Below are 25,421 nucleotides of genomic sequence, written 5' to 3' on the forward strand. Positions count from 1 at the left end.
TTTGACCCAGCCATGGTGCGGCACGGAATCACCGGGCGGACTTCACAACTCCCAGCCGAGGGGACGGTGACGAACCGGCCCGGTCTCGACCCCGCGATCGTCACGGCGAACCGGGCAGCATGGTCGGCCGCCATCGGCGTGGACGCGGCATGCTGGACCTACGGACGACAGGTGCACGGCGCTCAGGTCGCGCTCGTCTCGCGGAACGGCCACGGGCCGGAAATTGGCGACGACACCTTCCCGCCGGGCACTTGGATTCAGGGTCGAGATGCGTTCGTCACCGCCGAGCCGGGGATCCCGGTGGTCGCCTTCTGCGCCGACTGCGTGCCGATCTTACTGCACGACCCAAAGCGCGGCGCGGTGGCAGCGATCCATGCCGGCTGGCGCGGCACGGTGGCCGATGTGGTCGGGGCTACGGTGCGGACAATGCAGGAACGGCTGGGCTGCGACCCCCGCGACCTGATCGCAGGGTTGGGGCCTTCGATCGGGCCGTGCTGCTACGAGGTCGGCGACGAGGTGATCGAGGCGTGGCGAGCGACCGGCCTCGATCCGGACGGGCACGCCGTCCGTCGGGTCGACAACCGTACGATCTTCGACCTGTGGCACTCCAACCGGTCTGCTCTCATTGCGGCTGGCGTCCCAGCCGAGCAGATCGAAGTGTCTGGCGTATGCACCCGCTGCAACGCAGACCGGTTCTTCTCCCATCGTTCCCGCCGCGCGACGGGAGCGCCGCCTGCGAGCTTCGCGGCAGTGATCGCGCTCGTGCCGCAGGGAGCAGAGCAAGGAGCAGGGATTCAATGGTGATTGGGGGGACAGACACGGCGACCGTTGCCGAGAAGGTGGCCCGGGTACAGGAACTCGTGCGTGCCGCGGCCGAGCGCGCGGGACGCGACCCGGCCAGTATCCGCATCGTCGGGGTGACCAAGACGCTCCCTCCTGACGCGAATGCCACGGTCGAAGCAGCATGGGCCGCGGGACTGCGCGACTTCGGCGAGAACCGGGTCCAGGACGCGGCCAAGAAAGTGTCCACCCTCTTCACGGCGGTCCTGGAGGAAGGCGCCACCCTGCACCTCATCGGCCACTTGCAGACGAACAAGGCGCGAGACGCCGTGCGCCTCTTCTCGCTGATCCACTCGGTTGATCGCCCAGGACTGGTCGACGCCTTGCAGCGCCGCGCCGAGCGCGAGGGGAAGCGTCAAGACATCCTGCTGCAGGTCAACGTTGCACGGGAGGAGCAGAAGCACGGCTGCGCTCCCGAAGAAGCGGAGGCGCTGCTGCGCCACGCCGCCGCGCAGCCCAACCTGCACGTTCGCGGGCTGATGACTATCGCGCCGCTCGTCGACGATCCCGAGGAGACGCGCCCCGTCTTCGCGGCGCTGCGTTCGCTCCGCGACCAGCTCCAGGAGGCGACCGGAATCGCGCTACCGGAGCTGTCGATGGGCATGACCAACGACTACGAGGTGGCGATCGAGGAGGGCGCGACGATCATCCGGGTCGGCCGGGCGATCTTTGGTTAGTGTTGCGTGTTGCGTGTTGCGTGTTCGGTCTTGCGTACCGGGTATCCCGGGAACGGCTGAGATGCCCAAAGAGTGCTACACATCACGCCTCGGGTATCACGGGACACGGCACACGCAATGCGCAGTACGCAATACGCACCAGCATCGAAGGGTAACGGCGAGTTGCGAGTCACGTCGTTCGGGAGCGGTAGCAGCGGGAACGCCCTGCTGATCCAGACGGAGGGTCCTGCGGGCACCACGAGCGTGCTGATCGATGCAGGCATCCCAGTGCGCCGCCTGCGTGCCGGGCTGGCCGCCGCCGGCGTCCCTGACGACGGGCTCGACGCCATCCTGGTCTCCCACGAGCACCACGACCACATCAGTGCACTGCCGCGGCTGGTCCGCTACCAGCGCTGTCCGATCTTCGCCACCAGCGGCACGATGCGCGCCCTGGATATCGCACCGTCAGACCGATGGGAGCGGTTAGTGCCTGAGCACTCCTGCCGGATCGGCTCGCTGACTATCACCCCGATTTCTGTCCCCCACGATGCGGCCGAGCCGGTAGGGTTCTACGTCGATGACGGCACCGTGCGAGCCGCGATCTTCACCGACCTGGGCAGCACTGCCGCCCTGGTCCGCGACCCCGTCGCGCAGGCGCACCTGGTCATCCTGGAAGCAAACTACGACGTGGAGATGCTCGAGCGCGGTCCCTACCCTGCCCGGCTGAAGCGCCGTATCCGGAGCGGCCACGGCCACCTCAGCAACGCCGAGTGCGGCGACTTCCTGGCTGACACCCTCGGGTCCACAACAGTGGACATCTGGCTGGCGCACCTCTCGGAGAACAACAACCGGCCGAAGCTGGCCGAACAGACAGTGGTCCAGCGGCTCGGCACCGGTCTGGGCGGTCCGCGAGTTCAACCGATGCCACGACACCGCCCGTTCGTCTGGGACGCGCCCAGCGCACTACAGCGGCCGCGGCAGCTCGGTTTCCTGCTCCCCTAGGGCTGTCCGCCCGTCCCGCGATGACTAGTCGGCGGCGTGCGCCTCCTGGCCGCGGAACTGCATCGTATAGAGCTTGTAGTAGGCCCCGCGACGCTCGAGCAGCTCGGCGTGGTTGCCCATCTCGACGATCCGGCCCTGATCCAGAACCACCACCCTCGACGCCTGCTTCACCGTGGACAGTCGGTGGGCGATCATGATCGCCGTGCGGCCTTCCAGGAGGGTCCGCAGCGCTCGCTGGATCTGCAGCTCCGTCGTCGTGTCCACGCTCGACGTCGCTTCGTCGAGGATGATGATCCGCGGGTCGGCGAGGAGCGCGCGAGCGAACGCGATGAGCTGGCGCTGCCCAACCGACAGCGTCGCGCCCCGTTCGTGCACCGGTGTGTCGTAACCCTGGGGCAGACGCACGATGAAGTCGTGGGCGCCGACCGCCCGTGCCGCTGCCTCGATCTCGTCATCGGTCGCGTCGGGCCGGCCGTAGGCGATGTTCTCGCGCACGGTGCCGTCGAACAGGAAGGTGTCCTGCAGCACGATTCCGAGTTGCGACCGGAGCGACCGTTGGGTGACGTCACGCACGTCGTACCCGTCGATGCGCACGCTCCCCTCCCAAACGTCGTAGAAGCGTGCCAGAAGGTTGATCATCGAACTCTTGCCGGCCCCGGTCTCGCCCACCAGCGCGATTGACTCACCCGGTGCCACGTGAAGGTCGATGCCGTGCAGCACAGGTGTCGACTCGTAGCCAAAGACGACGTGGTCGTAGTCGATGGCGCCACGCACGCGCGGTAGCTCCACGGCGTCTGGTGCGTCTTCCACCTCTGGCTGCACGTCCTCCAGATCGAAGATCCGCTCGCCCGCCACCATCGCCGCCTGCATGACGTTGTAGCGCTGGCTAAGGTCACTGATCGGCTCGTAGAAGCGGGAGATGTAGGCCACGAACGTGAACAGCTCCCCGATCGTGAAGGCGGAACCACCCAGGACGATCCGCCCACCGACATAGAGCACGAGCGCGGTCGCAAGCGCCTGCGACACCTGCACCACCGGGAAGAGGATGGCCGACAGGCGGGCGGCCCACAGGCTCGCGTCCAGGTTCTCCTGGTTGACTGACCGGAAACGCTCCATGTTCCGGAGTTCGCGGGCGAAGGCCTGGACCACGCGCATGCCAGCGATGCTCTCGGCCAGGTTCGCGTTCACCCGGGCGATGGCGATCCGGGTTGCACGGTAAGCCGCGATGGCGCGCCGGCGCCACCAGATCACCGTCACGATCAGTAGCGGCATCACGGCGAGCGTCAGGAGCGCCAGGCGCCAGTTCGTGGCCAGCATCACGGCCACGATGCCGAACAGGATGACCAGGTCCATCAGGATCCCGACCAGCCCGTCGGTGAAGAGGTCGTTGATCACGCTGACGTCGTTCTGCACCCGGGACATGATCGACCCGACGCCCCGCTTGTCGATGTAGCGGATACTCAGGCGCTGCAGGTGCGCGAAGAGGCTCGACCGGAGGTCATACACAAGGCGCTGGCCGACCCAGGAGGTCAGATAGAGCTGCCCGGCATAGGTGGCGAAACGCAGGCCGATGACGACCACGAAGACGAGCGCGAGCAGGTTCAGGGCAGGCATCCCGGTGCGACCGGCGAACGTGCGGCCCGAACCCGGGTTGATTACGTCAAGGCCGAGCCCGAAGAGGTAGGGCAGGGCGAGATCGGCACCCGCCGCGGCGAGCATGCAGGCGACCGTCAGCGCCAGTCGCCACCGGTAAGGCGTGACCCGGCTGAGCAACCGGCGCGCGACCCGGCTGTCGTAAGCCTTGCCAAGGAGATCGTCGGCGTTCCCGCTAAAGTGCCACATCGTCGTCTCGGGCTGAGTCCCGGACGTCAGTCCGCGACCTCAGCCAGGTCCTCCTGATCCCGAAGCTGGAGATCATAGATCTCGGCGTAGAGCCCGCCGTTGCGCAGCAGCGTCTCGTGCGTCCCGCGCTCGACGATTCGCCCCCGGTCAAACACCAGAATCAGGTCGGCGCGCTTCAGCGTCACCAGCCGGTGGGCAATGATGAATGTCGTGCGACCTACCATCAACTCGTCGAGCGCGCGTTGGATGGTGTGCTCCGTCTCGGTGTCCACGTTGGACGTCGCATCATCGAGGATCAAGATGCGTGGATCCATGACGAGCGCCCGAGCCAGGGCCACCCGCTGTTTCTGCCCGCCGGACAACGAGACGCCGCGCTCGCCGACGACCGTGTCGTAGCCCTGCGGCAAGGCGGTGATGAAGTCGTGCGCCTGCGCGGCGCGAGCCGCAGCCTCGATCTCCTCGTCGGTCGCGTCCGGTCGCCCGTACGCGATGTTCTCCCGGATCGAGACCCCGAAGAGGAAGGTGTCCTGCAACACGACACCCACCTGTCGCCGGAGCACTTCAAGGTCCAGGTCACGAACGTCGACGCCGTCGATGCACACCGCCCCGGCGGTGACGTCGTAGAAGCGGGGAATCAGCGCTGTGAGTGTGCTCTTTCCCGACCCCGGCTTGCCCAGGAGCGCGATCCGCTGGCCTGGCTCGGCGGTGAAGGTCACGTCGGCGAGCGCATCCTCATTGGCGCCCGGGTAGCGCACCCAGACATGCTCGAACGAGACATGTCCCTCGATTGGAGTCAACCGCACCGCGTTCGGCGGGGACGCGATGGCCGGCCGGGTGTCGAGTACCTCAAAGATGCGTTCGCCGGAGGCTAAAGCTCGGGCGAGGCTGTTCACGACCCAGCCGAGGAGTCGGATCGGCTGGCTGAGCATGGCCAGGTAGAAGTAGAAGGCGGTCAGCTTCCCGATCGACAGGTTGCCCAGCGCGACCTGTCGGCCTCCGTACCACAGGATGAGCGCCAACCCAAGGCTCGAGAGGAGCGTCATCAGGGGGAAATAGAACGCGGAGCGCCGCACGGTGTCCATGCTCCGCTCGTAGAGCCGCTGGATGGCCTGGTCGAACTTCGCGCGTTCGTCCTCCTCGCGCGCGAACGCACGCACGACCCGTGCGCCCGCGAGGTTCTCCTGGAGCACGTTGGTCATCACGCCGAACTGCTGCTGAACGGCCAGGAACATCGGCCGGATCGTTCGGCCGAAGTGGATCGCGGTCCAGGCGAGGAGCGGCATCACGCTCAGGGAGAGCAGCGCGAGGCGCCAGTGCGTTGCGAAGAGGATGATCGACACTACGATCAGCATCCCCGCCGACTGCACCAGGGAGCGCAGCGAGAACATGAGGAAGCGCCGAATTGAGTTGACGTCCTCGGTCGCCCGCGACATCAACTGGCCCGTGTGCGCCCGGTCGAAGAACGAGAACGGGAGCGCCTGGAGGTGCCGGTAGAGATCGTTGCGGATGTCAAAGGCGACCTGCTCCGCCAGGAACGTGAAGAGGTAGCTCCGAACGAACGTGAAGGCGCCCTGCAGCAGTCCAGCGGCGACGATGGCGACCGCACCGAGCGTCACGACGCGCAGGTCGGCAGCGACCAGCCCGCTGTCGATCACGTACTCGACGAGACGCGGGACGGCGAGCTGCATGGCGGTCCCGATGAGCAGCGCCACATAGGCAACGGTCACCCGTCGCCAGTAGGGCCGCAGATACGCCAGAATGCGCTGGAGAATAGCCATGAACGGTCCCACGCTCCCGCAAAGGTCACATCAGCCAACTATATCACGGGTGCGCGAATGGCCACGCTCACCGCGCTGCGTGCCTTGGAGTCACACCGATTGGAGGACTCCGCAAGGTGGGCCCCATCCGTCCTGGAAGATGACGATCTGATCAAGGAAATGTTGACCGAGCCCAGGACTGAGCGTACAATAGGTACGTACAGCGAGAGGGTGCAGAGCGGCCACTGGCCGAGAGGGAGCGGACGTGGACGAGGCGCTAGATTTCCAGGAAACGATCGACAAGTGGTTGCGGGTCGTCTATAGCAACCAGTATCGGCTCATGTCTCGCCTCTATCCCCAGGCGATCCAACCGCTCACTATCGAGCAGCTACGCGAGGGTCCCCTCGGTCAGGACCTGGCCCGACTGGCGGCCCTCGCCCGCGGCGAGGTGCGCGAGGCAAAGGAGCGCGTGCTCGAAGCCATCGACTCTGTGCTCCAGATCCTCTTCTGGCCGCCGGCGGCCGAAGACTACACGGTGCCCCGGAGCTTCTGGGAGACCGATCTGGGCCGGATGATCTCGATGGCCAAGTTCCGCGCGTACGAGCCGACCGAGCTGGTCAGCATCGGCAGTGCGGCACAGCAGCTCGGCGTCACCCGCCCCACCATCTACCGGTGGATGGACGACCGGACGCTCGGTTACGTGCGCGACGAGATGTCGGGGCGCACGTTCGTCGTCCGCGCCGACGTCGAGAACCTGCGACGCAGCATGGAGACCATGGGGTCCGAGGCGTAACCCTACGACTCCACTGATTCCGCCCGGGAGCGCCCCGGTACGGAATGAGCCCGTCCGCGGCGCCTCCCGGGGTTTCTTGCCTACAACGGACCGCCCCTCTCCAAACCCTCCAACCCGCCCCTCACCCATCACCTGGGATGCGCCCCGTCGAACGCATGCTGCGTGTCGGTCCCGCATTCAACTGGGCGGGATCAACCGACCAAGTCGCGGAGCGATCGAGCACGCCGTCTGTGGCCGGGCTGAGGCGGCGTGAAGGATCTCCCGATCCGGCGCGGGTCATGAGAGGATCCGGCGCAATGGTCCGTGCCCGGTTTTCCCCGAGCACAAACCATGGAGTCGAGGGTCTCAGGCAGGGCCACTTGGATCAGATGGGATATGTCGTGTGCAGCGCGCTCGCCAGACCGTTAGTCGCCGCGCAGGCTGGATTCCTCGCTCGCCATCAGCCGCACGATGTCGGAACGGCTGACGATACCGACCAACTCACCGGCGTCGTCCACGATGGGGACTGGGTTCACCCGCCGCTCGTACATCAGCGTCGCCGCGTCCTGCACGGTGGCGTCAGGCGTCAGCGTGATGGCGGGGGCCGACATCAACTGCCCGGCGGTGGTCGCCAGGATGCGACGGAGCTGCTCTTCGTCACCCGTCCCCGGCACGCGGAGGAACGCATCAAGGAACACCACGTAGAGCGGCGCGTCCCACTCGGACTGGCGTGCGATTAAGTCGTACTCGGTCACGACGCCGACCACGCGCCGCCCCTCGAGGACGGGCACGCCGGTCAGCTTGTGCTTCCAGAGCAGGCGGGCCACGTCGGATACCGGGGTCGCTACCGTGACCGCGACCACATCCCGCGTCATGATTTCCTGGATCGATCTGTCGATCGTCATCCGCCGATCCTTCCCCACCGCGCGTCATACAGCGCTGCCAGCGCGCGCGGAAGCGCATCGATCAGGTCGCTGGCGACGAGCCCGAGCGTACCGACGCGCTCCATCGCCAGGATTGCCGCCTCGCCCCCCAGGTAGACCCCAGCCGCTGCGGCTTCGCGCGACGGGACGCCCTGGGCCATCAGCCCGCCGATCATCCCGGCCAGTACGTCACCGGTTCCGGCCGAGGCCAGCGCCGGGAGAGCCTGTGGAGCCACCAGGAGCGTGCCGTCGGGGCTGGCCACCACCGTGTGGCCATGCTTCAGCACGACCACCTGCCCGAACCGCTCAGCCGCCTCGCGCGCCGCGGACCAAGGGTCGGCGACGATCTCATCGACCTCGGTGTCGAGCAGACGGCTCAGTTCACCGGGGTGTGGCGTCAGAACGAGTTGAGCCGAGCGCAACCGGTCGGGCCACTCAGACTGCTTCGCCAGCCAGTTGAGCGCGTCGGCGTCCAGCACTGCCTGGGCACGGAACTCCTGGGCCTCCTCGGCCACGGTGCTCGCGCCGAACCCGATGCCTGCCGCGACCGTCCGCACTCGGAAGAGGGCGTTCAGGAATTCGTCGACAGGCGAGTCCTGACCGAGCCCAGGGCCCACCACGAGTGCCTGATAGCGATCGATCTGCTCGTGGATCATGCGCGCCATGCGCGCGCCGGCGCCGCCGATCTCCCCCTCCGGGAGCGGAAGGAACGTCACCTCGGGAAGCGCGGTGGCGATCGGGGCGATCAGCGACCGTGGGACGGCCAGTGTCACCAGCCCGGCCCCGACCCTTGCGCCGGCTGCCGCGGTCAGACGCGGAGCCCCATAGTAGGTCGGAGCCCCGCCGACGACGAGGAGCGTCCCTACCTCGCGCTTATGCGTGTCCGCATGCCGACGAGGCAACCAGGCGCGCACGTCCTGCTCGGTGATGAGTTGTGGGGCTTCACGGGATATGTCGGGCGCGGGCAGCCCGATGTCGATCAGCCGAAGAATCCCCGTGTAGCGCAGTGCCGGCGCACGGTAGAGCCCGATCTTCGGTAGGCCCACCGTGACCGTCATGTCGGCCGCCAGCGCGCCCTCCGCGACGGCCCCGCTGTCCGCGTCCACGCCGCTAGGAACGTCGAGCGCGACGACCGGCGTGCTGCGCTCACGTCGGACGGCCGCGACGGTTGCGAACGCGTCCACAACCTCCGGCGGCAAGGTGTCTTTTCCGCCGATGCCGAACACCGCATCGACGATGACGTCCGCCCCCCGCGCTGCCTCCGCGAGCGCTCTAGGTTCGATCCAGACGAACTGGTCGGCCGTTGCCGCATCGATCGGAGCACCACCGCTGTCCGTGCGCCGGTAGCCCCAGATCAGACACCGCCAACCGCGCTCCTGCAAGGCGGCTGCGGCGACCAGACCGTCGCCGCCGTTGTTGCCCGGGCCGGCCAGCACGAGCACGGTCCCCGCGCGCCCCCCGGCCGCTCGTTCGATCTCCCGTGCGACGCCACGACCCGCGGCGCGCATCAGGTCCGCCTCCGTGTGTCCCGCTGCCAGTGCGGCACGTTCCGCCGCCCGAATCTCCTCCACCCGGCACAAGTTGATCACGACCCGTCCGCCTCCCCGTCCATCGGCGCACGCTTGGTGGCCACGACGACCGCCATCGCCACGCTACGCGAGTGTGTCAGTGAGATCGAGAAATGGGTTAGGCCAAGATGCGCGGCCCGCGCCGCGGCCGTGTCGTGGAGCACGACGATCGGTTTTCCGCGGCGGTTTGGTAGGACCTCGATGTCGCGCCAGCGGATCCCACGGACACCCGTCCCCAGCGCCTTCATCACCGCTTCCTTGGCCGCGAAGCGCGCTGCCAGTTCCGCCGGTCGGCGGCCGTAGCGCTCCCGCTCCCGCTCGGTGTAAACCCTGCGCAAGAATCGATCACCGAAGCGCTCAAGCGTCTGCTGAATGCGGTCGATCTCGATGACGTCGATGCCAACTTCCACCGGTCCGGCCGCCTCTGGATCCCAGAGGGGCTGATAGCTAGCGCCCGACACCGGCATAGCGGAACCCAAGTCGCCGCACATCGGCAGGATCGTAGAGGTTGCGCCCGTCCAGCAGAACCGGCTGGCGCATCAAGTCCGCGACCCGTCCGAGATCGGCCTGCTTGAACTCGTTCCAGGGCGTCAGCACCAGCAGCGCGTCGGTCCCGCGCACGGCTTCGTAGGGATCGTCGAAGTACTCCGCCTCGGGGACCACCTCCCGGGCATTGTCCATCGCCGCCGGGTCGTAACAGCGAGGGATCGCCCCGCGCTGGATGAGCATGCGCACCACGTCGATCGCTGGCGACTCGCGGATATCGTCGGTGTCCTGCTTGAACGAGAGTCCCCAGATCGCAATCGGCCGCTGGTGGAGGTCGCCCACCATGGTCTGGAGCTTGTGCACGAAGCGCCGGCGCTGATCCTGGTTGATCTCCAGCACGGCGTGGAGGAGTTGCGGGTGGCAGCCGGCCTCTTGCGCCATGTAGGACAGCGCCTTGACGTCCTTGGGGAAGCAGGACCCGCCGAACCCGATACCGGCGTCGAGGAACAGCGGGCCGATCCGCGGGTCGAGGCCCATGCCCTGCGCGACGACCTTGACGTCCGCCTGGTATTGCTCGCAGATCTGCGCGATTTCGTTGATGAAGCTGATGCGGGTCGCCAGGATCGCGTTGGAGGCGTACTTGATCATCTCGGCGGTGCGGCGGTCAGTGATGAGCACCGGCGCGTTGAGGGCGCTGTAGAGTTCTGCGACGCGCTCGGCCGCCTCACGGTCCTCGGCCCCGAGCACGATCCGGCTGGGATTGAAGACATCCTGGACCGCCGACCCCTCGCGGAGGAATTCGGGGTTGCTCACGACGGCAAAGGTTGCGTCGGGCGACTTGACCTGGTTGATGATCGACGTGACGAGGTCCCCGGAGCCGATGGGCATGGTGCTCTTGTTGATGATGATGGTGTGCCCGCGTATGGTCTTGCCGATCATCTCGGCCGCCGAGCGCACGGCACGCATGTCCGCCTCGCCGCTGAAGGAGGACGGCGTGCCGACGCAGATGAAAACAAACTCAGAAACCGGCACGGCCTCGTCATAGCAGGTGGTAAAGCGGAGGCGCCCTGCCTTGAGGTTGCGGGTCACGAGCTCGTCCAGACCGGGCTCGTAGATCGGGCTGATCCCCTCCGACAGGAGCTGGACCTTTCGTTCGTCAATATCGACCCCGTAGACTTGATTCCCCAGGTCGGCGAAGGCGGCCGCGTAGACGGCCCCGACATAGTTCGTTCCGATGATGGTGATGACCGCCACTCGTCTACATCCCTTCACGCACCGGGTCACTGACCCGCGACGGGCCGGTGCTCGACTGCGGGTCGCCTGCCTCGTTGCTCGTCAACGATAGATTGGTGACCCGTGCCTTATAGCTATGTCCCGAACTGTACACGAGGAGAGACGTGATCTGACGCGGTAGCGGCATGACATTTCTGAGGTCAAACTCGACATGCCGCCAAACCCCCCGCTCGATCAACGTCGCTCGTCCCTCGGGCTCAGGGGTCGGTCCCGGCTGGATGTAGAACCCATGCCACCACTCCCGCGGCTGCCCCTGTAGATCAACGTACGTCAGCTTGAGGATCAGCGGATACTCCGTGTGCATCTCCCCGCCGCCTGGCGGTGACTGCGCATCAATCCAGATGTCGGCCGCCAGTCGCAGGGACGAGTGGACCCGCAGCGTCACCCCGATCTGTTGCTGGATCCCCGTCTCGCAGTGGTCAGTGTTCCCACTGTCACGCGAGAATTCGACCGCGACGTGTCGCTCCCCGAACACCTCAACCGGGACACGCTGGACGATCCCAAACTCGCTGCCGCCGTCGCCGCCCTGGTCCTGGTACTCCACCCATTCGGCCAATCCGCGCGTGAATTGACCATTACGGATCATCTCGCGCACGGCAGCAGTCACCGGCCCGAAGGCCCCACCTGCGCTCACGATCGTCTGCTCGTTGGCCGCCAGGCTCCGGGTGCCTGCCTCACTGGTGACGGTGGCATGCCCCCGCAACACGCCGACCCGCACGGCCAGGATCGGCTCATCGGCACCTCCGTTGCGCGAGCTGCGCTGCACCTCGACGAGGAACGAACCAGCGTCTGGAGTGCGCGGGGAATCCACCATCACCACCTCGGCTGGGCCCGCGGTCACACGCAACGTGGACTCCGCGACGTCGCCGTGCGGCGCCATACCGACGTAGATGGTTCCACGCACGGGCACCAGCACGAACTCCTTCCGCGTGGACCAGAACCGGGATGTCCGCATCCGGTGGATGGTGACCTCGGTCTCCTCCGAGATCTCAACCGTCCCGCCGTCGAAGAGGGTCAACCAGCCCACGGTTCCTTGCCCAGCAGCGATCGTGTCCCCCTCCTCCACCGTGACCACGTCCGTGACAAGGCGCCACTCGTCCTGCCCCTTGGGACGCAACAACAGTCCCGATCCACTCACGACCTGAAGCGTCGCTGGTTCCGAGGTGGTCGCGTTGGCGAGATACCAGCGCGCACCGAGCACGGCCGCTCCGACCAGGCTCAGGAACACCACGAACCCGGCCAGGAGCAACGCCCAGGCCAGGCGCACCTGGCGCCGGATCAGCGGCGAATTGTGAACCCCTGAAACTCCGGTCCCGGTTCCAACCATTCGCAGGTCATCCGGTTCACCACAGCACCCGGCGGTCCCTCCCGCAACGCGGCGCGGAACCGCTCCAGCGCCTCTACCGGGCCATCGGCTACCGTCTCAACGGAGCGCCCGTCCTCACGGTTGCGCACCCACCCGCTCAGCCCGAGCGCGGTGGCGGTACGCACGACGAAAGCGCGGAAGCCGACGCCCTGCACGCGGCCCTCGACGACACAGCGCAGACGGGCCTTCTCCTCCGGCACGTGCTCAGAGCTCCTCTCCACAGAGACCACCCTCACGCGGTTCCCGCCTCTGCACGAAGTCCTCGGTGCCGCTGCCGCTGCCGCGCGGCCGCTGCGCTGTCGGCCGGGCGGTAGCGGTCGAGGAAGGATCGCATTTCCTCCACAAACGTCCCGCGGGCGATCGCGTCCCGAATCCGCGCCATCTCCCGCTGGATGAACCAGAGGTTGTGAATCGTGCCCAGCCGGTAAGCCAGCAGTTCACGCGCGCGGAACAGGTGGTGGAGGTAGGCCGCGCTGAATGTCGTGCAGGTTGGGCAGTTACAGGTCTCATCGACCGGCCCGAAGTGTGTTCGAAACCGAGCTGCGGTGACGTCGACACGCCCGTCCGGGGTGAAGAGCGCCCCCCGCCGCGCCACGCGCGTCGGGTGGACGCAGTCGAACATGTCGACTCCAGCGGCCACCCCTCGCCAGAGATCCTCCGGCGATCCGACTCCCATGAGGTAGCGCGGCCGCTCGGGTGGCAGACCGTCAATCGAGGCGTCGAGCATCTCCGCCATGACCTCTTTCGGCTCGCCCACGCTGAGGCCGCCGATCGCCGAGCCGTCGAGCGGCAGGTCCCGCAGGAAGCTCGCGCTCTCCCGCCGTCGGTCCGGATCGAAGCCCCCTTGAGCGATCCCGAAGAGCATGGGGCGGGAGTCGGGCGCCACATCCGCCTGGCGCGCGGCGAAGCGCTCGATGGCACGACGCAGCCAGCGGTGCGTTCGCTCCATCGCCGCGGCCTGCGCGGCGTCGTCGCTCCCGTAGCCGACCAACTCGTCGAGTGGCATGATGATGTCCGAGCCAAAGCCGAGCTGGAGGTCGATCGCCGATTCGGGGGTCAGTTCCCAAAGGCTTCCGTCGAGGTGAGAACGGAAGGTCACGCCCTCCTCGCGCACCTCCCGCCGCTGTGCCAGGCTGAAGACCTGAAAGCCCCCGGAGTCGGTGAGGATCGGTCCGTCCCACGCCATGAAGCGCTGGACGCCGCCTGCCGCTTCCAGGACAGCCAGGCCCGGACGGAGCATGAGGTGATAGGTATTCGCAAGAATGATGTCGGTGCCGCTCGCCCGCACCTCATCCGGCGTCAGCGACTTGACGCTCGCCTGGGTGCCAACGGGCATGAACGCCGGCGTGCGCACTTCACCGCGCCGGGTCCGGAGGATACCGACGCGGGCCCTGGTCGTCGGGTCCGATGCCTGGATCTCGAAGTGGTGGGGCTGCTTGCCGCCGGAGTGCGATGCGGCGTTATCGCGCTCAATCATGGTCGAATGGTAGCACAGGCGCCGAGGGGCGCGTCAGGCACGACAGGCGATCGATGCCGATGAGCGACAAACGCCGTACACGCGAGATTCGCCGCCGCCTGCAACTGTGGTCATTCGACCAACTGTACCGCCACGCCTGGTTCTACGATCCGCTGAGCCGCCTGGTGTTCGGCGACGAGTGGCATCGCTGGCGCCAGGCTGTCCTCCCTTTCGTTGGTCCAGGGCGCGTCCTCGACCTCGGCTGTGGAACCGGAGCGCTCCTCCCCGAACTGCACGAGAGGGCGATCGCCATTGGCGTGGATCGGTCGCCGAGTATGCTGCGCGTAGCGAGCCGGCGTGTTCGCCGCGGCTGGCTGGTGCGCGCTGCCGCTGGAGCCCTCCCCTTCCGCGACGCCGCATTCACGACGGTCGTCTCAACCTTCCCGGCGCCGTTCATCCTCGAGCGGGACACACTCGCTGAAGTGGCCCGCGTCCTCGAGCCGGGTGGGCGGTTCGTTGTCGTTCTCGGCGGTGAGATCACGGATTGGCAAGGATGGCGCCGGCCGGTCGGAGTACTCGCCCGTCTCTTCTACGGGGATCGGGTAAGGGGCGGCACCCCTTCGACGGACGTGCTCGCGTATCCCGCCCTGCCCGGGGTCTGGCACACCGTCGCCACACCCCGCGGGCATGCTCATCTCTGGGTTGCAAGCCGTACTGACCGCCCGGCGGCTGGGGGCTAACTGGTCGTGCCGCCGGACCCTGTCCCGGTGTCGTGGCCGTTGGACGCAACCGCGGGCGGCGCATCGATCGGCATCAGGTCGGCAAGCGGGTCGGCCTTGGTCGGCATCCGCTGCGGGGCAGCGGCCTTTGCCTCGGCCACAGCCTTGGCGACACGCGCCGACGCCCCGGGGGGCGGCGGAGGCGTGTTGATCTGGTCCAAACGGGTTGCCTCGGTCAGCACCGATGTCGTGGTCCGGTGCACGTCCGCGGCGGACTGCCGGACCTCGTCGCCCACCGACGTGACCTCGCTGGTGACCTCGTTGAGCGTCCGCTGGAACTCGCCCGTCAGGTCGCTGGTTGCGGCCCGGAACTCGCGGATGCCCTTCCCGATCCCCTGCGCGATCTCAGGCAGTTTTCCCGGCCCGAAGATCATGAGGGCGATCACCATGATCACCAGGATCTCCATCGGCCCCATGCCAAAGAAGTTCATCCACGCTCTCCGTTCGACGCTACCGCAGCCCCTGGGCCCGTCCGGATGCTGACGGTTGGTAGTATACCATCGCGAGCGGGCACGGACGGCGAGGCGCGATCGCTGGGACGTGTGCTGGCCGCATGGAGAGGGAATGGCAGCCGGTGCTCCTACTCGACGGCCGGATCTTAGCATATCGGCGCGGAGGTATTACGCGATATGTCGCTGAACTCGCCGCCCACCTGCCCGCGGCGGCACCGGACCTGACCGTGCGCGTCCTTGTCAACCGCGCCGGCATCGAGGCCGGTCTGCCGACCGTCCGCGTCAGAACTCCTCCGCACCACCGGCTTGAGCGCTGGACGCTCGGATTGGAAGTGCTGCGCCACAGGCCCCGCCTGCTCCACAGCCCCGACTTTATTCCACCGGTCGCGCCAGGCATCCCGCTGGTCGTGACTGTGCACGACCTTGCATTCCTCACCGACCCGTCCCTGCTCGCAGCCGACGGCCTGCGCTACTACGGTCAACTCCCGCGCGCGATCCACGCGGCACGGGCGGTAATCGCTGTCTCGGGCACGGTTCGTGAACAGGTTATCGAGCGGCTCGGCGTGCCGGCGCACCAGGTACACGCCGTCTACAACGGAGTGGCCGACACCTTCTTCGCCGAGCCGTCCGAACCGCCCAACCAGACGATCGCGCGGGAGGCGCCCGAGATCGCCCCCGCTCTGCTCGGCCGTGATCGGCCAGTGATCCTGGTGGTGGGCACCGTTGAGCCGCGCAAGCGTCACGTCTTACTCGCGCGGGCGGTGGCGGATCTGGCCGTGCGGCAGCCAGACCTTGCCCCGCTCCTCGTCGTCGCCGGCCAGCCGGGTTGGCGCTCGGAGGAGGGCACGGCGGCGATCCGCGAACTGGAGCAGTCAGGACTGGCTGTCTGGCTGACGGAGGTCGGCGACCGGCTCCTGCACGCGCTCTATCGCACGGCGACCGTGCTCGCCCTCCCCTCGTTCGACGAGGGGTTCGGCCTGCCGCTCGCAGAGGCGATGGCGGCGGGACTGCCGGCGGTGGTCGCCAAGCGCGGGGCGCTGCCTGAGGTGGCGGGCGACGCGGCGGTGCTCGTCGATGAGGACGAGCCGGCAACGTGGGCGGAGGTGCTGGCGTGGGTGCTGGACGATGCCACGCTGCGGCGCGACCTGGCTGCGCGCGGCAGGGAGCGGGCGGCACAGTTCCGCTGGGAACGAACGGCGCGGGAGACCGCGGCTATCTACCGGAGGGTGCTCGCTGGTGAATGAGCGACCGACCTGGTTGATCGTGGGGCTCGGCAACCCGGGACAACGCTACGCGGCGACCCGGCACAACATCGGCTTCATGGTGGTCGACCATCTCGCACGGAAGTTGGAGCCGGGGACGTTGCGCAACCAGTTCGACAGCGAGCTGATCGAGACGCGCGACGAGCCCGGCCGCATCGTGCTGCAGAAGCCGCAAACCTACATGAACCTCAGCGGGATCGCCGTGGCCCAGGCGGCACGCTGGTACCGTGTCCCCACCGAGCGCATCCTCATCATCTATGACGACCTCGATCTCCCGTTCGGCCGCATCCGGCTACGTCCGGGTGGCAGTAGTGCCGGGCACAAGGGTTTACAGTCCGTGATCGAGCACCTCGGCACCGACCGGGTGCCGCGCCTCCGGGTGGGAATCGGCCGGCCGGCCCACGGGAGCTCCGTGAGCTACGTGCTCAGCCGTTTTCGATCGGAGGAGGAACGGGTCCTACCTGAGGTCATCGCGCTCGCCGCCGATGCCGCGCTCAGTTGGTACCAGGATGGCATCGATGCCGCGATGAACATGTACAATCGGGCTGGTGCCCAGCGAGAGGACGGACGCGAAGCGCAAGGGAGAGTAGACAGCCAGCGGTTCACTTCCGGAACGTAGCGACGGCCGGGAGCAACGAGGCTCCAGGCAGGAGGTGTAACGTGGACTTCGCACTCGACTCCGAGCATCAACTCTTCCGGGAGCGCTTCCGCGCGTTCGCCAACGACGTCGTCGCGCCGCGCGCCGCGGAGATCGACCGCACCGGCGAATTCCCCTGGGACGTGATCAACGCAGCGGCCGAACTGGGGCTGCTCGGGGTGCCGATCCCCGAGGAGTACGGCGGCGTAGGAGCCGACGGGCTCGCGTTCACCCTGCTCATCGAGGAGCTTGCCGGCGCGTGCGGGTCCACCGCACTCACGATCGCTGCCCACACCGGCCTCGTCTGCGTGCCGCTGCTCATGTTCGGCAACGAGGAGCAGAAGCGGCGCTTCCTCACGCCGCTGGCCGAGGGAAAGATGCTCGGCGCGTTCGGACTCACCGAGCCGCAGGCCGGCTCCGACGCGGGCGCCACGCGAACCACCGCCGTGCGCGACGGCAACGAGTTCGTGATTAACGGCCAGAAGGTCTTCACCACCAACGGCAGCATCGCCGGGGTGATCATCGTCACCGCCGTGACAGACCCCGAGGCCGGGCGGCGCGGAATTTCCAACATCATCGTGCCGGCCGACGCGCCCGGTGTGAGCTTCGGGCAGGACCAGGAGAAGATGGGCCTCCACGGCTCGGTCACCTCCCAGGTCTACTTCCAGGACTGCCGGGTTCCGGTCGACAACCTCCTGGGCCGCCCGGGGGAGGGCTTCAGACAATTCCTCCAGGTCCTCGACGGGGGCCGGATCGGCATCGGGGCGATGTCAGTCGGGATCGCCCAGGCGGCGCTGCGTGCGGCCCGGGACTACGCGCTGGAGCGCGAGCAGTTCGGTCAGCGCATCGCGGACTTCCAGGCCATCAGTTTCATGCTCGCCGATATGGCGACCCAGCTTGAGGCCGCGCGCTGGCTGGTATACCGGGCGGCCTGGCTGAAGGATCGTGGCTTGCCGCACACCACCGAAGCGGCGATGGCCAAGCTCTTCGCTTCGGAAGCCGCCGAGCGTATCTGCCACAAGGCGATTCAGATTCACGGGGGATACGGGTACACCACGGAGTACCCGGTTGAGCGGTATTACCGCGATGTCCGCCTGACTGAGATCGGCGAGGGCACGTCGGAGATTCAACGGCTCGTCATCGCCCGCCGGCTCCTGGCGGAAGCATAGGTAGGAAGGGACGGACAAGCCGATGGAGATCACGCGCGTCGCGGTCGTCGGCGCGGGGACGATGGGGAGCGGGATCGTGCAGGTCGTGGCTCGGGCCGGTATCCCGGTCACAATGATCGACCGCGACCAGGCGATCCTGGACCGCGCATTTGAGACGATCGCGCAACGGCTCCACCGTGAGGTGGAGAAGGGACGGCTCACCGAGGAGGAGGCGGGCGTTGCCACGAGCCTGATCCAGACCGACGCCTCCGTCGACAGCGCGGCTGAGGCCGACCTTGTTATCGAGGCGGTGCCCGAAGTTCTGGACCTGAAAGCGGATATTTTCCGGCGCCTGGATGAGATCAGCCCCAGCGCGACAATCCTGGCATCCAACACGTCGTCGATCTCCATCACCCAGCTCGCTGCGATCACCCGCCGGCCGGACAAGGTCGTCGGCATGCACTTCTTCAACCCGGTCCCGGTCATGCAACTGGTCGAGGTTATCCGCGGGTTGGGCACCTCGGACGAGACGCACGCCGCGGTGATGGATCTTGCCAGGCGGCTGGGCAAGACGCCGGTGACGGTGAACGACTTTCCCGGCTTCGTCTCCAACCGCGTGCTGATGCCAATGATCAACGAAGCGATCTTCTGCCTGATGGAGGGGGTCGCCACCGCTGAGGACATCGACACCGTGATGCGGCTCGGTATGAACCACCCCATGGGGCCGCTGGCGCTGGCCGACCTGATCGGCCTCGACGTCTGCCTCGACATCCTGGAGGTGCTGCACCGCGACCTGGGCGACGACAAGTACCGCCCGTGCCCGCTCCTGCGGAAGATGGTCGCAGCCGGGAAACTGGGCAGGAAGACGGGCGAGGGATTCTACACCTACCCGTAGGGAGCGACGATGGACTTCACCCTCCCGGACGAGCTTCGGCTGCTCCAGGAGACCGTGCGTGAGTTCGTGGCGGACGCGGTGACGCCGCGGGCCGCGGATCGCGACCGCGAGGCCGCGTTTCCGGCCGACGAACTCCGCGCCGCCGCAACGCTCGGACTGTGCGGCCTGATGGTGCCAGAGGAGTTCGGGGGGAATCCGGTCGGCTCCTTGGGTGCCGCGCTCGTCTACGAGGAGGTCGCCGCCGGGTCACCGGCGCTATCCGTCACGCTCTCGGTCCACAACACCCTCGTCTGCGGTGCGGTGGCAACCTATGGCCAGCCCGAGCTTCAGGCCGAGCTTCTGCCGAGGCTCGCCTCCGGGGAGATCCTCGGCGCCTACGCGTTGACCGAGCCCAGTGCCGGCTCGGACGCCGCCGCGCTCACGACCCGTGCCCGCCGCGACGGCGACCACTACGTCCTCGACGGGCGGAAGATCTTCGTGACCCACGGCGACCACGCCGGGCTCTACATCATCTTTGCCGTCACCGACCCGGAGGCTCGCACCTCGCGCCGTATCTCGGCCTTCGCCGTCGATCGGGACACACCCGGGCTGGCGGTGCCCCGGCGCGAGCACAAGCTCGGGCTGCGGGCCTCGGAGATCGCCGAGGTGACGTTGACCGAATGTCGCGTCCCGGCGACGCGACTCTTGGGCAACGAGGGTGATGGGTTCGGCATCGCGATGGCGTTGCTCGACGGTGGCCGCATCGGCATCGGTGCCCAGGCGGTCGGCATCGCCCGCGGCGCCTTTGACCTGGCCCGGCGGTACGCCCGTGAGCGCCAGCAGTTCGGCCGCCCGATCGCGGACTTCCAGGCGATCCAGTGGAAGCTGGCCGACATGGCAACGCGGATCGACGCGGCGCGGCTCCTCGTGTGGCGGGCCGCGACCCTGCGCGACCAGGGCCAGCCACATACCCTCGCGGCCTCGCAGGCCAAACTCTTCGCCTCCGAGACCGCGACGTTCGTGACGGACCAGGCGGTCCAGATCCACGGCGGCTACGGCTACCTCGAGGAGTACGCAGTCGAGCGATATTTTCGGGATGCCCGCGCGACGGTGATCTACGAAGGGACCTCCGAGATCCAGCGACTCGTCATCGCGCGCCGGCTCTTGAGTGACAGTCAGTGAGGTTTGGAGAAACCGATGGCAGGTCAGTCAACAGAGAAGAACGGACAGTCGACGCAGCGCGGCTATCTCATGCTGCTGGTGGGGCACGAGCGTGCGACGTCGGACGCCGCGCTCGGCATCGCCCTCCGCGCAGCGGGGCACAACCTTCGCGTGCACATCATCGAGTTCCTAAAGGGCGGGCGCGACCGCGGCGAGGTCGCCGCCGTGTCCTTCCTCACCGGAGTGACGCTCACCCAGTACGGCACCGTCCCTCCCCAGCGAACGGTGGAGGACATGGACGGTCCGGCCATCGCGCCTGACCGCCTCGAGGCGGCGCTACGAGAGGCGCAGGTGCACGTGCGCCAGCGCGTCACCAACATCCTCATCCTCGACGGGCTGCTGACTCTGGTCGGCCAGGGCCTGGTAGAGGAGTCCAGGATTCTGGACTTGGTGAATGAGTCCGCCCCATGGCTCGACATCGTCGTCAGTGGGGCAACAGTTACCGATACCCTGAAGGAGGCCGCCGATTCGGTTACCATGATGGAAATCGTCAAGTCCAGCGAGCGCGCCGAGCAGCCGCTCCGCCGCGGCATTCACTACTGACGGGCCGGCCCGCACGCCGGACCGAGGAGGTGGGACACGCCATGCGCCACTTCGACGTCAACGACGACGAGCGATACCGCGAGCCACCCGATCCGGCCCAGCGGGACTTCACGACCGTCTCGGGTGAGCCGGTCAAGGAGGTCTACACCGAAGACGATCTGGAGCGGGTAGGGTTCGATCCCGAGCGAGACCTGGGTCGCCCAGGCGAATATCCCTTCACCCGGGGTATCCACAAGAACCTCTATCGGGGCAAGCTCTGGACGATGCGGATGTTCTCCGGCTTCGGCTCGGCAGAGGAGACGAACGCCCGCTTCCGCTACCTGCTAGACCACGGTGAGACCGGCCTCTCCATCGCCTTCGACCTGCCCACGCTCTACGGTCGCGACACCGACGATCCGATGGCGGAGGGCGAGTTCGGCAAGTGCGGCGTGGCCGTGTCGTCGCTGGCCGACATGGAGATCCTGCTCGACGGGATTCCACTCGACCAGATCACGACCTCGATGACGATCAACGGACCGGCCGCCGCGATCTGGGCGATGTACATCGCTACGGCCGAGAAGCGCGGCATCCCGCGAGCCAAGCTGGGTGGCACGCTTCAGAACGACATCCTCAAGGAGTTCACCGCCCAGAACGAGTACATCTTCCCGCCCGAGCCGTCGATGAGCCTCGTGACCGACACCATTGAGTTCGCCTCCCGCGAGATGCCGAAGTGGAACAGCATCAGCGTCAGTGGGTACCACATCCGCGAGGCGGGGGCGACCGCTACCGAAGAGCTGGCGTTCACCATCGCCGACGGTATGGCCTACGTGGATGCGGCACTTGCCCGTGGCCTGGACATCGACGAGTTCGCGCCCCGGATCTCGTTCTTCTTCAACTGTCACAACGATTTCTTCGAGGAGATTGCCAAGTTCCGTGCTGCGCGGCGCATCTGGGCCCGGCTGATGCGCGAGCACTACGGGGCGAAGAACCCGCGCTCCTGGTGGATGCGCTTCCACACGCAGACCGCGGGCTGCTCCCTCACCGCGCAGGAGCCGGAGAACAACATTATCCGGACCACGATCCAGGCGCTGGCGGCCGTCCTCGGCGGAACCCAGTCGTTGCACACCAACTCGCTCGACGAGGCACTGGCGCTGCCGTCCGACTGGGCGGTGCGCATCGCCCTGCGCACACAGCAGATCATCGCCTATGAGAGCGGCGTCGCCAACAGCGTCGACCCGCTCGCCGGCAGCTACCTGGTCGAGACCATGACCAGCGAGATGGAGCAGCGCGTGCAGGCGATCCTCGATGAGATTGCTGAAATGGGGGGCGTTCTTGCCGCCATCGAGAACGGCTACTTCCAGCGGCGCATCGCCGACAGCGCCTACCGCTACGAACAGGCCATAGCCGAGCGCCGCAAGATCGTGATCGGCGTCAATGCGCTGCGCAACGAGGAGCCGGCGGACATCCCGCTTCTGACGATGGACCCCGAGGGGGAGGAGCGCCAGCGCCAGCGCCTCGCACGCGTGCGCCGGGAGCGCGATCAGGACGAGTGGCGCGCTTCCCTCGACGCGCTGGAGCAAGCGGCACGCGCCGGGGAGAACTTGATGCCGCACCTTCTGCGCGCGGTGCGCGCCTACGCTACGCTCGGGGAGATCACCAACTGCCTCAAGGCCGTGTACGGTGAGTACCGGCCCGTGGCGGTGGTCTGATCGAGGGGAGGAGAAGGTGTCTGCCAGCCGGACGCGCCCGATCCGGGTACTCGTGGCAAAACCCGGCCTCGACGGCCACGACCGCGGAGCCAAGGTCATGGTCCGCGCGCTGCGCGACGCCGGAATGGAGGTGATCTACACCGGCCTCTTCCAGACGCCGGAGATGATCGCCCGCGCCGCCGCCGACGAAGATGTCGACGTGATCGGCCTCAGCATCCTCTCCGGGGCCCACAACGCCCTCGTGCCGCGGGTGATGGAAGAGTTACGGAAGATGGGCATCGACGACGTGCTGGTAGTCGTCGGCGGCACGATCCCCGAGGAGGACGTCCCAAGACTGAAGGCGGCCGGAGTCGCCGAGGTCTTCGGACCAGGCACGCCGCTGCCCGACGCGATCGAGTTCATCCGCGCGAACGCCCCACGGCGAGAGGACGTGGCGTGAGCGATCTCATCCAGCGCTTCCTGGCGGGCGACCGGCGTGCTCTGGCGCGGCTGCTCTCTCACGTCGAGAACCGTACCGAACTCGGCGCCCGCGCCATCCGCGAGTCGTTCGACCGCACCGGTCGAGCGCACATCGTCGGCATCACCGGCCCTCCCGGTGCCGGCAAGAGCACCCTCACCAACGCCCTGATCCGCGAACTGCGCGGCCGCGACCGCAGGGTCGGGGTGCTGGCCATCGATCCCTCAAGCGCCATCACTGGCGGCGCCACGCTCGGCGACCGGATCAGAATGATGGAGAACCACGCCGACGAGGGCGTCTACATCCGCAGCATGGCAACGCGCGGCCAGATGGGCGGGCTGGCCCTGGCGGCGACCGGCGCGATCCACCTCCTCGACGCCTACGGCTTCGACGTCATCCTGGTCGAGACCGTCGGTGTCGGGCAGGACGAGGTAGACATCGCCGAGACCGCCGATACCACTCTGCTGGTCCAGGTACCCGGCCTTGGCGACAGCATCCAAACGATCAAGGCCGGGATCATGGAGATTGCCGACATCCTGGTCGTCAATAAGGCCGACCGTCCCGATGCCCGGCAACTCGTTCGCGACCTGCGCAACATGCTGCTCCTGGGCGAGACCCCCGAGGGCGACTGGAAGATCCCGATCGTGGAAACGGTGGCGACCGAGGGAACCGGCATACCGCGGCTGGTGGACCAAATCGACGCGCATCGCGCCTGGCTGGAGGAGTCGGGACGGCACCGGGGTCGCATCGAACGCCGCCTCGCCCGCGAGGTGGTGCTCCTGGCTCGCGAGCGATTCGACCAGTGGATCACCGCCAGGCTCCACGACCAGGCGTTCGCGGACGCACGCGCGGCACTCCTGGCACGTCAGGTCGATCCGGGAACGCTGGCGGACCGCCTCCTGGACGGCGTGCTCGACCCGGCCGACACCACCCAGACCCGTCGTTAACCCTTCTCTCCGCTCAGGGCCGCCATCGCTACGTCGATGAGCGGCTCTGGATCGACCTCCTCGCCGCCTTCGAGGCTCAGCCAGACAAGGAATTCGACGTTTCCCGCCGGGCCACGGATCGGCGACGGCGTCAGCCCTCGGACCGTGAAGCCGAGGGACTGTGCCTCGGTCAGCACCCGCCGGAGCACCTCCCGGTGGACCCTTGGGTCGCGAACGACCCCGCCCTTCCCGACCTTCTCTCGCCCCGCCTCGAACTGCGGTTTGATCAGCGCCACACACGAGCCGTCTGGCTTGAGTACCCGCAGCGCAGCGGGCAGTACCAGTGCCAGTGAGATGAAGGAAACGTCGATGGTCACGATGTCGATCGGCTCCGGCAGCGACTCCAGGTACCGCACGTTGGTGCGGTCGAGCACGACCACGCGCGGATCCTGTCGCAGCCGGTAGTCGAGTTGCCCGTAGCCGACGTCGATGGCGTACACCCGCGCCGCGCCGCGTTGGAGCAGCACGTCGGTGAACCCGCCGGTCGAGGCACCAAAGTCAGCGCAGATCCGGTCCCGGATGTCAAGGGCGAACTGCTCCAGCGCCCAGTCCAGCTTCTCGCCACCCCGGCTGACGAAGCGGGGACGCTCGCGGAGGTCGAGTGGCGCGTCGGGTGGGAGGAGGGTTCCCGGCTTGTCGATGACGCGGTCGCCCGAGCGCACCGCCCCCGCCATGATCATCGCCCGCGCTCGGCTGCGAGTCTCGGCCAATCCCCGCGCGACCAGCAACTCGTCCGCGCGAACCCGCTTGCTCATCGGTGCGCCGCTCACCTCTGCTCGACCGCGCGGTGGAACCGGCTCGTCTGGGCGTGGCAGAGGGCCACGGCGAGGGCGTCGGCTGCGTCGTCCGGCTTTGGTACCTCGTCGAGGTTCAGGAGGATCCGCACCATCTCCTGCATCTGCGCCTTGTCTGCCTTGCCGTACCCGGCCACGGCCTGCTTGACCTCGGCCGGCTTGTACTCCACGACCGGCACCCCCGCCTGCGCAGCCGCAAGGAGAACCACACCCCGCGCCTGGCCGACCGAGAGGGCAGTCGTGACATTGCGCGAGAAGAACAGTTCCTCGATCACGACGACATCCGGCGCGTGGCGACGCAGGAGCGTACTCAACCCTTCGTAGAGCTTCAGCAGCCGCGCGGGCATGCGCTCCGACGACGGAGTGGAGAGTACGCCGTACTCCAGCGCCAGCGGCTCGTCATTCCCCACAACCAGCCCATAACCCAGCAGTGCTGTTCCCGGGTCGACACCCAGGATGATCTCCCCACGCTCGCTCATCGCCGCGCGCCACCCTCGCGGGAGTCGACTGGGTGAATCGGCAGACGATCCGCCTGTGCCGCCCCGCTTACGACGAGGCATGGGTTACGGGATGTACCGTTCGGCAACCACATCCCCCTCCCGCTTGCAATTCGGAAACT

The 25,421-nt window shown here is 67.4% G+C and carries 26 protein-coding genes; 14 read left to right on the top strand and 12 right to left on the bottom strand.

Annotation, left to right across the window (positions count from 1 at the left end; genetic code table 11):
* The first annotated feature begins 12 nt into the window (after positions 1–12).
* The 3 genes from pgeF to STHE_RS05955 all read left to right on the top strand — a co-directional run bounded on the left by pgeF (position 13) and on the right by STHE_RS05955 (position 2,498).
* Positions 13–804, top strand: a complete 792-nt coding sequence (pgeF, locus tag STHE_RS05945) for a peptidoglycan editing factor PgeF (RefSeq protein ID WP_052295267.1) — start codon at positions 13–15, stop codon at positions 802–804.
* Complete coding sequence (locus STHE_RS05950) at positions 798–1,517, top strand: YggS family pyridoxal phosphate-dependent enzyme (protein WP_012871667.1); 720 nt, start codon at positions 798–800, stop codon at positions 1,515–1,517. Before pgeF ends, STHE_RS05950 begins: the two co-directional genes overlap by 7 nt.
* A 117-nt stretch (positions 1,518–1,634) precedes the next feature.
* Complete coding sequence (locus tag STHE_RS05955) at positions 1,635–2,498, top strand: MBL fold metallo-hydrolase (RefSeq protein WP_083776052.1); 864 nt, start codon at positions 1,635–1,637, stop codon at positions 2,496–2,498.
* 24 nt (positions 2,499–2,522) lie between these two features.
* Here the strand turns inward: STHE_RS05955 and STHE_RS05960 are convergent, their stop codons facing one another.
* Both STHE_RS05960 and STHE_RS19530 read right to left on the bottom strand, forming a co-directional pair.
* Positions 2,523–4,340 carry an ABC transporter ATP-binding protein gene (locus STHE_RS05960; protein ID WP_012871669.1) on the bottom strand — a complete coding sequence of 606 codons (1,818 nt, stop codon included), beginning with the start codon at positions 4,338–4,340 and terminating at the stop codon, positions 2,523–2,525.
* Between the two features lie 26 nt (positions 4,341–4,366).
* The gene (locus tag STHE_RS19530; protein WP_012871670.1) at positions 4,367–6,118 is read right to left on the bottom strand and encodes an ABC transporter ATP-binding protein; all 1,752 of its coding nucleotides are present in this window, start codon (positions 6,116–6,118) and stop codon (positions 4,367–4,369) included.
* A 244-nt stretch (positions 6,119–6,362) separates the two neighbouring features.
* On the opposite strand from STHE_RS19530, the gene STHE_RS05970 reads away from it, so the two are divergent.
* Positions 6,363–6,890 carry a MerR family transcriptional regulator gene (locus STHE_RS05970; RefSeq protein ID WP_012871671.1) on the top strand — a complete coding sequence of 176 codons (528 nt, stop codon included), beginning with the start codon at positions 6,363–6,365 and terminating at the stop codon, positions 6,888–6,890.
* Between the two features lie 404 nt (positions 6,891–7,294).
* Here STHE_RS05970 and STHE_RS05975 read toward each other — a convergent pair whose 3' ends face one another.
* The 7 genes from STHE_RS05975 to tgt are packed head-to-tail and all read right to left on the bottom strand — an operon-like array spanning position 7,295 to position 13,982.
* Positions 7,295–7,774, bottom strand: a complete 480-nt coding sequence (locus STHE_RS05975; RefSeq protein WP_012871672.1) for a CBS domain-containing protein — start codon at positions 7,772–7,774, stop codon at positions 7,295–7,297.
* On the bottom strand, positions 7,771–9,381 hold the full coding sequence (locus STHE_RS05980) for a bifunctional ADP-dependent NAD(P)H-hydrate dehydratase/NAD(P)H-hydrate epimerase (protein WP_012871673.1): 1,611 nt from the start codon (positions 9,379–9,381) through the stop codon (positions 7,771–7,773). The genes STHE_RS05975 and STHE_RS05980 overlap by 4 nt, the downstream gene beginning before the upstream one ends.
* Positions 9,378–9,770, bottom strand: a complete 393-nt coding sequence (locus tag STHE_RS05985) for a holo-ACP synthase (RefSeq protein ID WP_012871674.1) — start codon at positions 9,768–9,770, stop codon at positions 9,378–9,380. Before STHE_RS05985 ends, STHE_RS05980 begins: the two co-directional genes overlap by 4 nt.
* Positions 9,771–9,807: 37 nt before the next feature.
* Entirely contained in the window at positions 9,808–11,100 is a 1,293-nt protein-coding gene (locus tag STHE_RS05990) for a UDP-glucose dehydrogenase family protein (RefSeq protein WP_012871675.1), read from the bottom strand.
* A gap of 4 nt (positions 11,101–11,104) precedes the next feature.
* The gene (locus tag STHE_RS05995) at positions 11,105–12,466 is read right to left on the bottom strand and encodes a hypothetical protein (protein WP_169308180.1); all 1,362 of its coding nucleotides are present in this window, start codon (positions 12,464–12,466) and stop codon (positions 11,105–11,107) included.
* Positions 12,418–12,705 carry an acylphosphatase gene (locus tag STHE_RS06000; protein ID WP_012871677.1) on the bottom strand — a complete coding sequence of 96 codons (288 nt, stop codon included), beginning with the start codon at positions 12,703–12,705 and terminating at the stop codon, positions 12,418–12,420. Before STHE_RS06000 ends, STHE_RS05995 begins: the two co-directional genes overlap by 49 nt.
* Positions 12,706–12,737: 32 nt before the next feature.
* Positions 12,738–13,982, bottom strand: coding sequence for a tRNA guanosine(34) transglycosylase Tgt (gene tgt, locus STHE_RS06005; RefSeq protein WP_012871678.1), 1,245 nt, complete (start codon positions 13,980–13,982; stop codon positions 12,738–12,740).
* 59 nt (positions 13,983–14,041) lie between these two features.
* On the opposite strand from tgt, the gene STHE_RS06010 reads away from it, so the two are divergent.
* On the top strand, positions 14,042–14,701 hold the full coding sequence (locus tag STHE_RS06010; protein ID WP_052295268.1) for a class I SAM-dependent methyltransferase: 660 nt from the start codon (positions 14,042–14,044) through the stop codon (positions 14,699–14,701).
* Here the strand turns inward: STHE_RS06010 and STHE_RS18440 are convergent.
* Positions 14,698–15,171 carry a Sec-independent protein translocase subunit TatA/TatB gene (locus tag STHE_RS18440; RefSeq protein ID WP_012871680.1) on the bottom strand — a complete coding sequence of 158 codons (474 nt, stop codon included), beginning with the start codon at positions 15,169–15,171 and terminating at the stop codon, positions 14,698–14,700. The genes STHE_RS06010 and STHE_RS18440 overlap by 4 nt on opposite strands.
* Positions 15,172–15,314: 143 nt before the next feature.
* On the opposite strand from STHE_RS18440, the gene STHE_RS06020 reads away from it, so the two are divergent.
* From STHE_RS06020 to meaB, 9 genes are read left to right on the top strand one after another with little or no spacing between them, the layout of a single operon-like run.
* The gene (locus STHE_RS06020; RefSeq protein ID WP_245534883.1) at positions 15,315–16,436 is read left to right on the top strand and encodes a glycosyltransferase family 4 protein; all 1,122 of its coding nucleotides are present in this window, start codon (positions 15,315–15,317) and stop codon (positions 16,434–16,436) included.
* Positions 16,429–17,073 (top strand): aminoacyl-tRNA hydrolase, encoded by a 645-nt coding sequence (gene pth, locus STHE_RS06025; RefSeq protein ID WP_012871682.1) that lies wholly within the window; start codon positions 16,429–16,431, stop codon positions 17,071–17,073. The genes STHE_RS06020 and pth overlap by 8 nt, the downstream gene beginning before the upstream one ends.
* Before the next feature lie 41 nt (positions 17,074–17,114).
* Positions 17,115–18,260: an acyl-CoA dehydrogenase gene (locus tag STHE_RS06030; protein ID WP_012871683.1), complete on the top strand. Its 1,146-nt coding sequence runs from the start codon at positions 17,115–17,117 to the stop codon at positions 18,258–18,260.
* 22 nt (positions 18,261–18,282) lie between these two features.
* On the top strand, positions 18,283–19,134 hold the full coding sequence (locus tag STHE_RS06035) for a 3-hydroxybutyryl-CoA dehydrogenase (protein ID WP_012871684.1): 852 nt from the start codon (positions 18,283–18,285) through the stop codon (positions 19,132–19,134).
* A gap of 9 nt (positions 19,135–19,143) precedes the next feature.
* Positions 19,144–20,295, top strand: a complete 1,152-nt coding sequence (locus STHE_RS06040) for an acyl-CoA dehydrogenase family protein (RefSeq protein WP_012871685.1) — start codon at positions 19,144–19,146, stop codon at positions 20,293–20,295.
* A 15-nt stretch (positions 20,296–20,310) separates the two neighbouring features.
* Positions 20,311–20,877 carry a cob(I)yrinic acid a,c-diamide adenosyltransferase gene (locus STHE_RS06045; RefSeq protein ID WP_012871686.1) on the top strand — a complete coding sequence of 189 codons (567 nt, stop codon included), beginning with the start codon at positions 20,311–20,313 and terminating at the stop codon, positions 20,875–20,877.
* A 41-nt stretch (positions 20,878–20,918) separates the two neighbouring features.
* Positions 20,919–22,565, top strand: coding sequence for an acyl-CoA mutase large subunit family protein (locus tag STHE_RS06050; protein WP_012871687.1), 1,647 nt, complete (start codon positions 20,919–20,921; stop codon positions 22,563–22,565).
* A 16-nt stretch (positions 22,566–22,581) separates the two neighbouring features.
* Positions 22,582–23,004: a cobalamin B12-binding domain-containing protein gene (locus STHE_RS06055; protein ID WP_012871688.1), complete on the top strand. Its 423-nt coding sequence runs from the start codon at positions 22,582–22,584 to the stop codon at positions 23,002–23,004.
* Complete coding sequence (meaB, locus tag STHE_RS06060) at positions 23,001–23,969, top strand: methylmalonyl Co-A mutase-associated GTPase MeaB (RefSeq protein ID WP_012871689.1); 969 nt, start codon at positions 23,001–23,003, stop codon at positions 23,967–23,969. Before STHE_RS06055 ends, meaB begins: the two co-directional genes overlap by 4 nt.
* On the opposite strand, the gene STHE_RS06065 is transcribed toward meaB, so the two are convergent.
* Both STHE_RS06065 and ruvC read right to left on the bottom strand, forming a co-directional pair.
* The gene (locus STHE_RS06065; protein ID WP_012871690.1) at positions 23,966–24,763 is read right to left on the bottom strand and encodes a TlyA family RNA methyltransferase; all 798 of its coding nucleotides are present in this window, start codon (positions 24,761–24,763) and stop codon (positions 23,966–23,968) included. The two genes, meaB and STHE_RS06065, sit on opposite strands and share 4 nt — an antisense overlap.
* 11 nt (positions 24,764–24,774) lie before the next feature.
* A complete protein-coding gene (ruvC, locus tag STHE_RS06070) occupies positions 24,775–25,281 on the bottom strand; it encodes a crossover junction endodeoxyribonuclease RuvC (protein ID WP_012871691.1) in 507 nt (168 codons plus the stop codon).
* Positions 25,282–25,421 lie beyond the last annotated feature (140 nt).

The organism is Sphaerobacter thermophilus DSM 20745 (genome assembly GCF_000024985.1).
Lineage (GTDB): Bacteria > Chloroflexota > Chloroflexia > Thermomicrobiales > Thermomicrobiaceae > Sphaerobacter > Sphaerobacter thermophilus.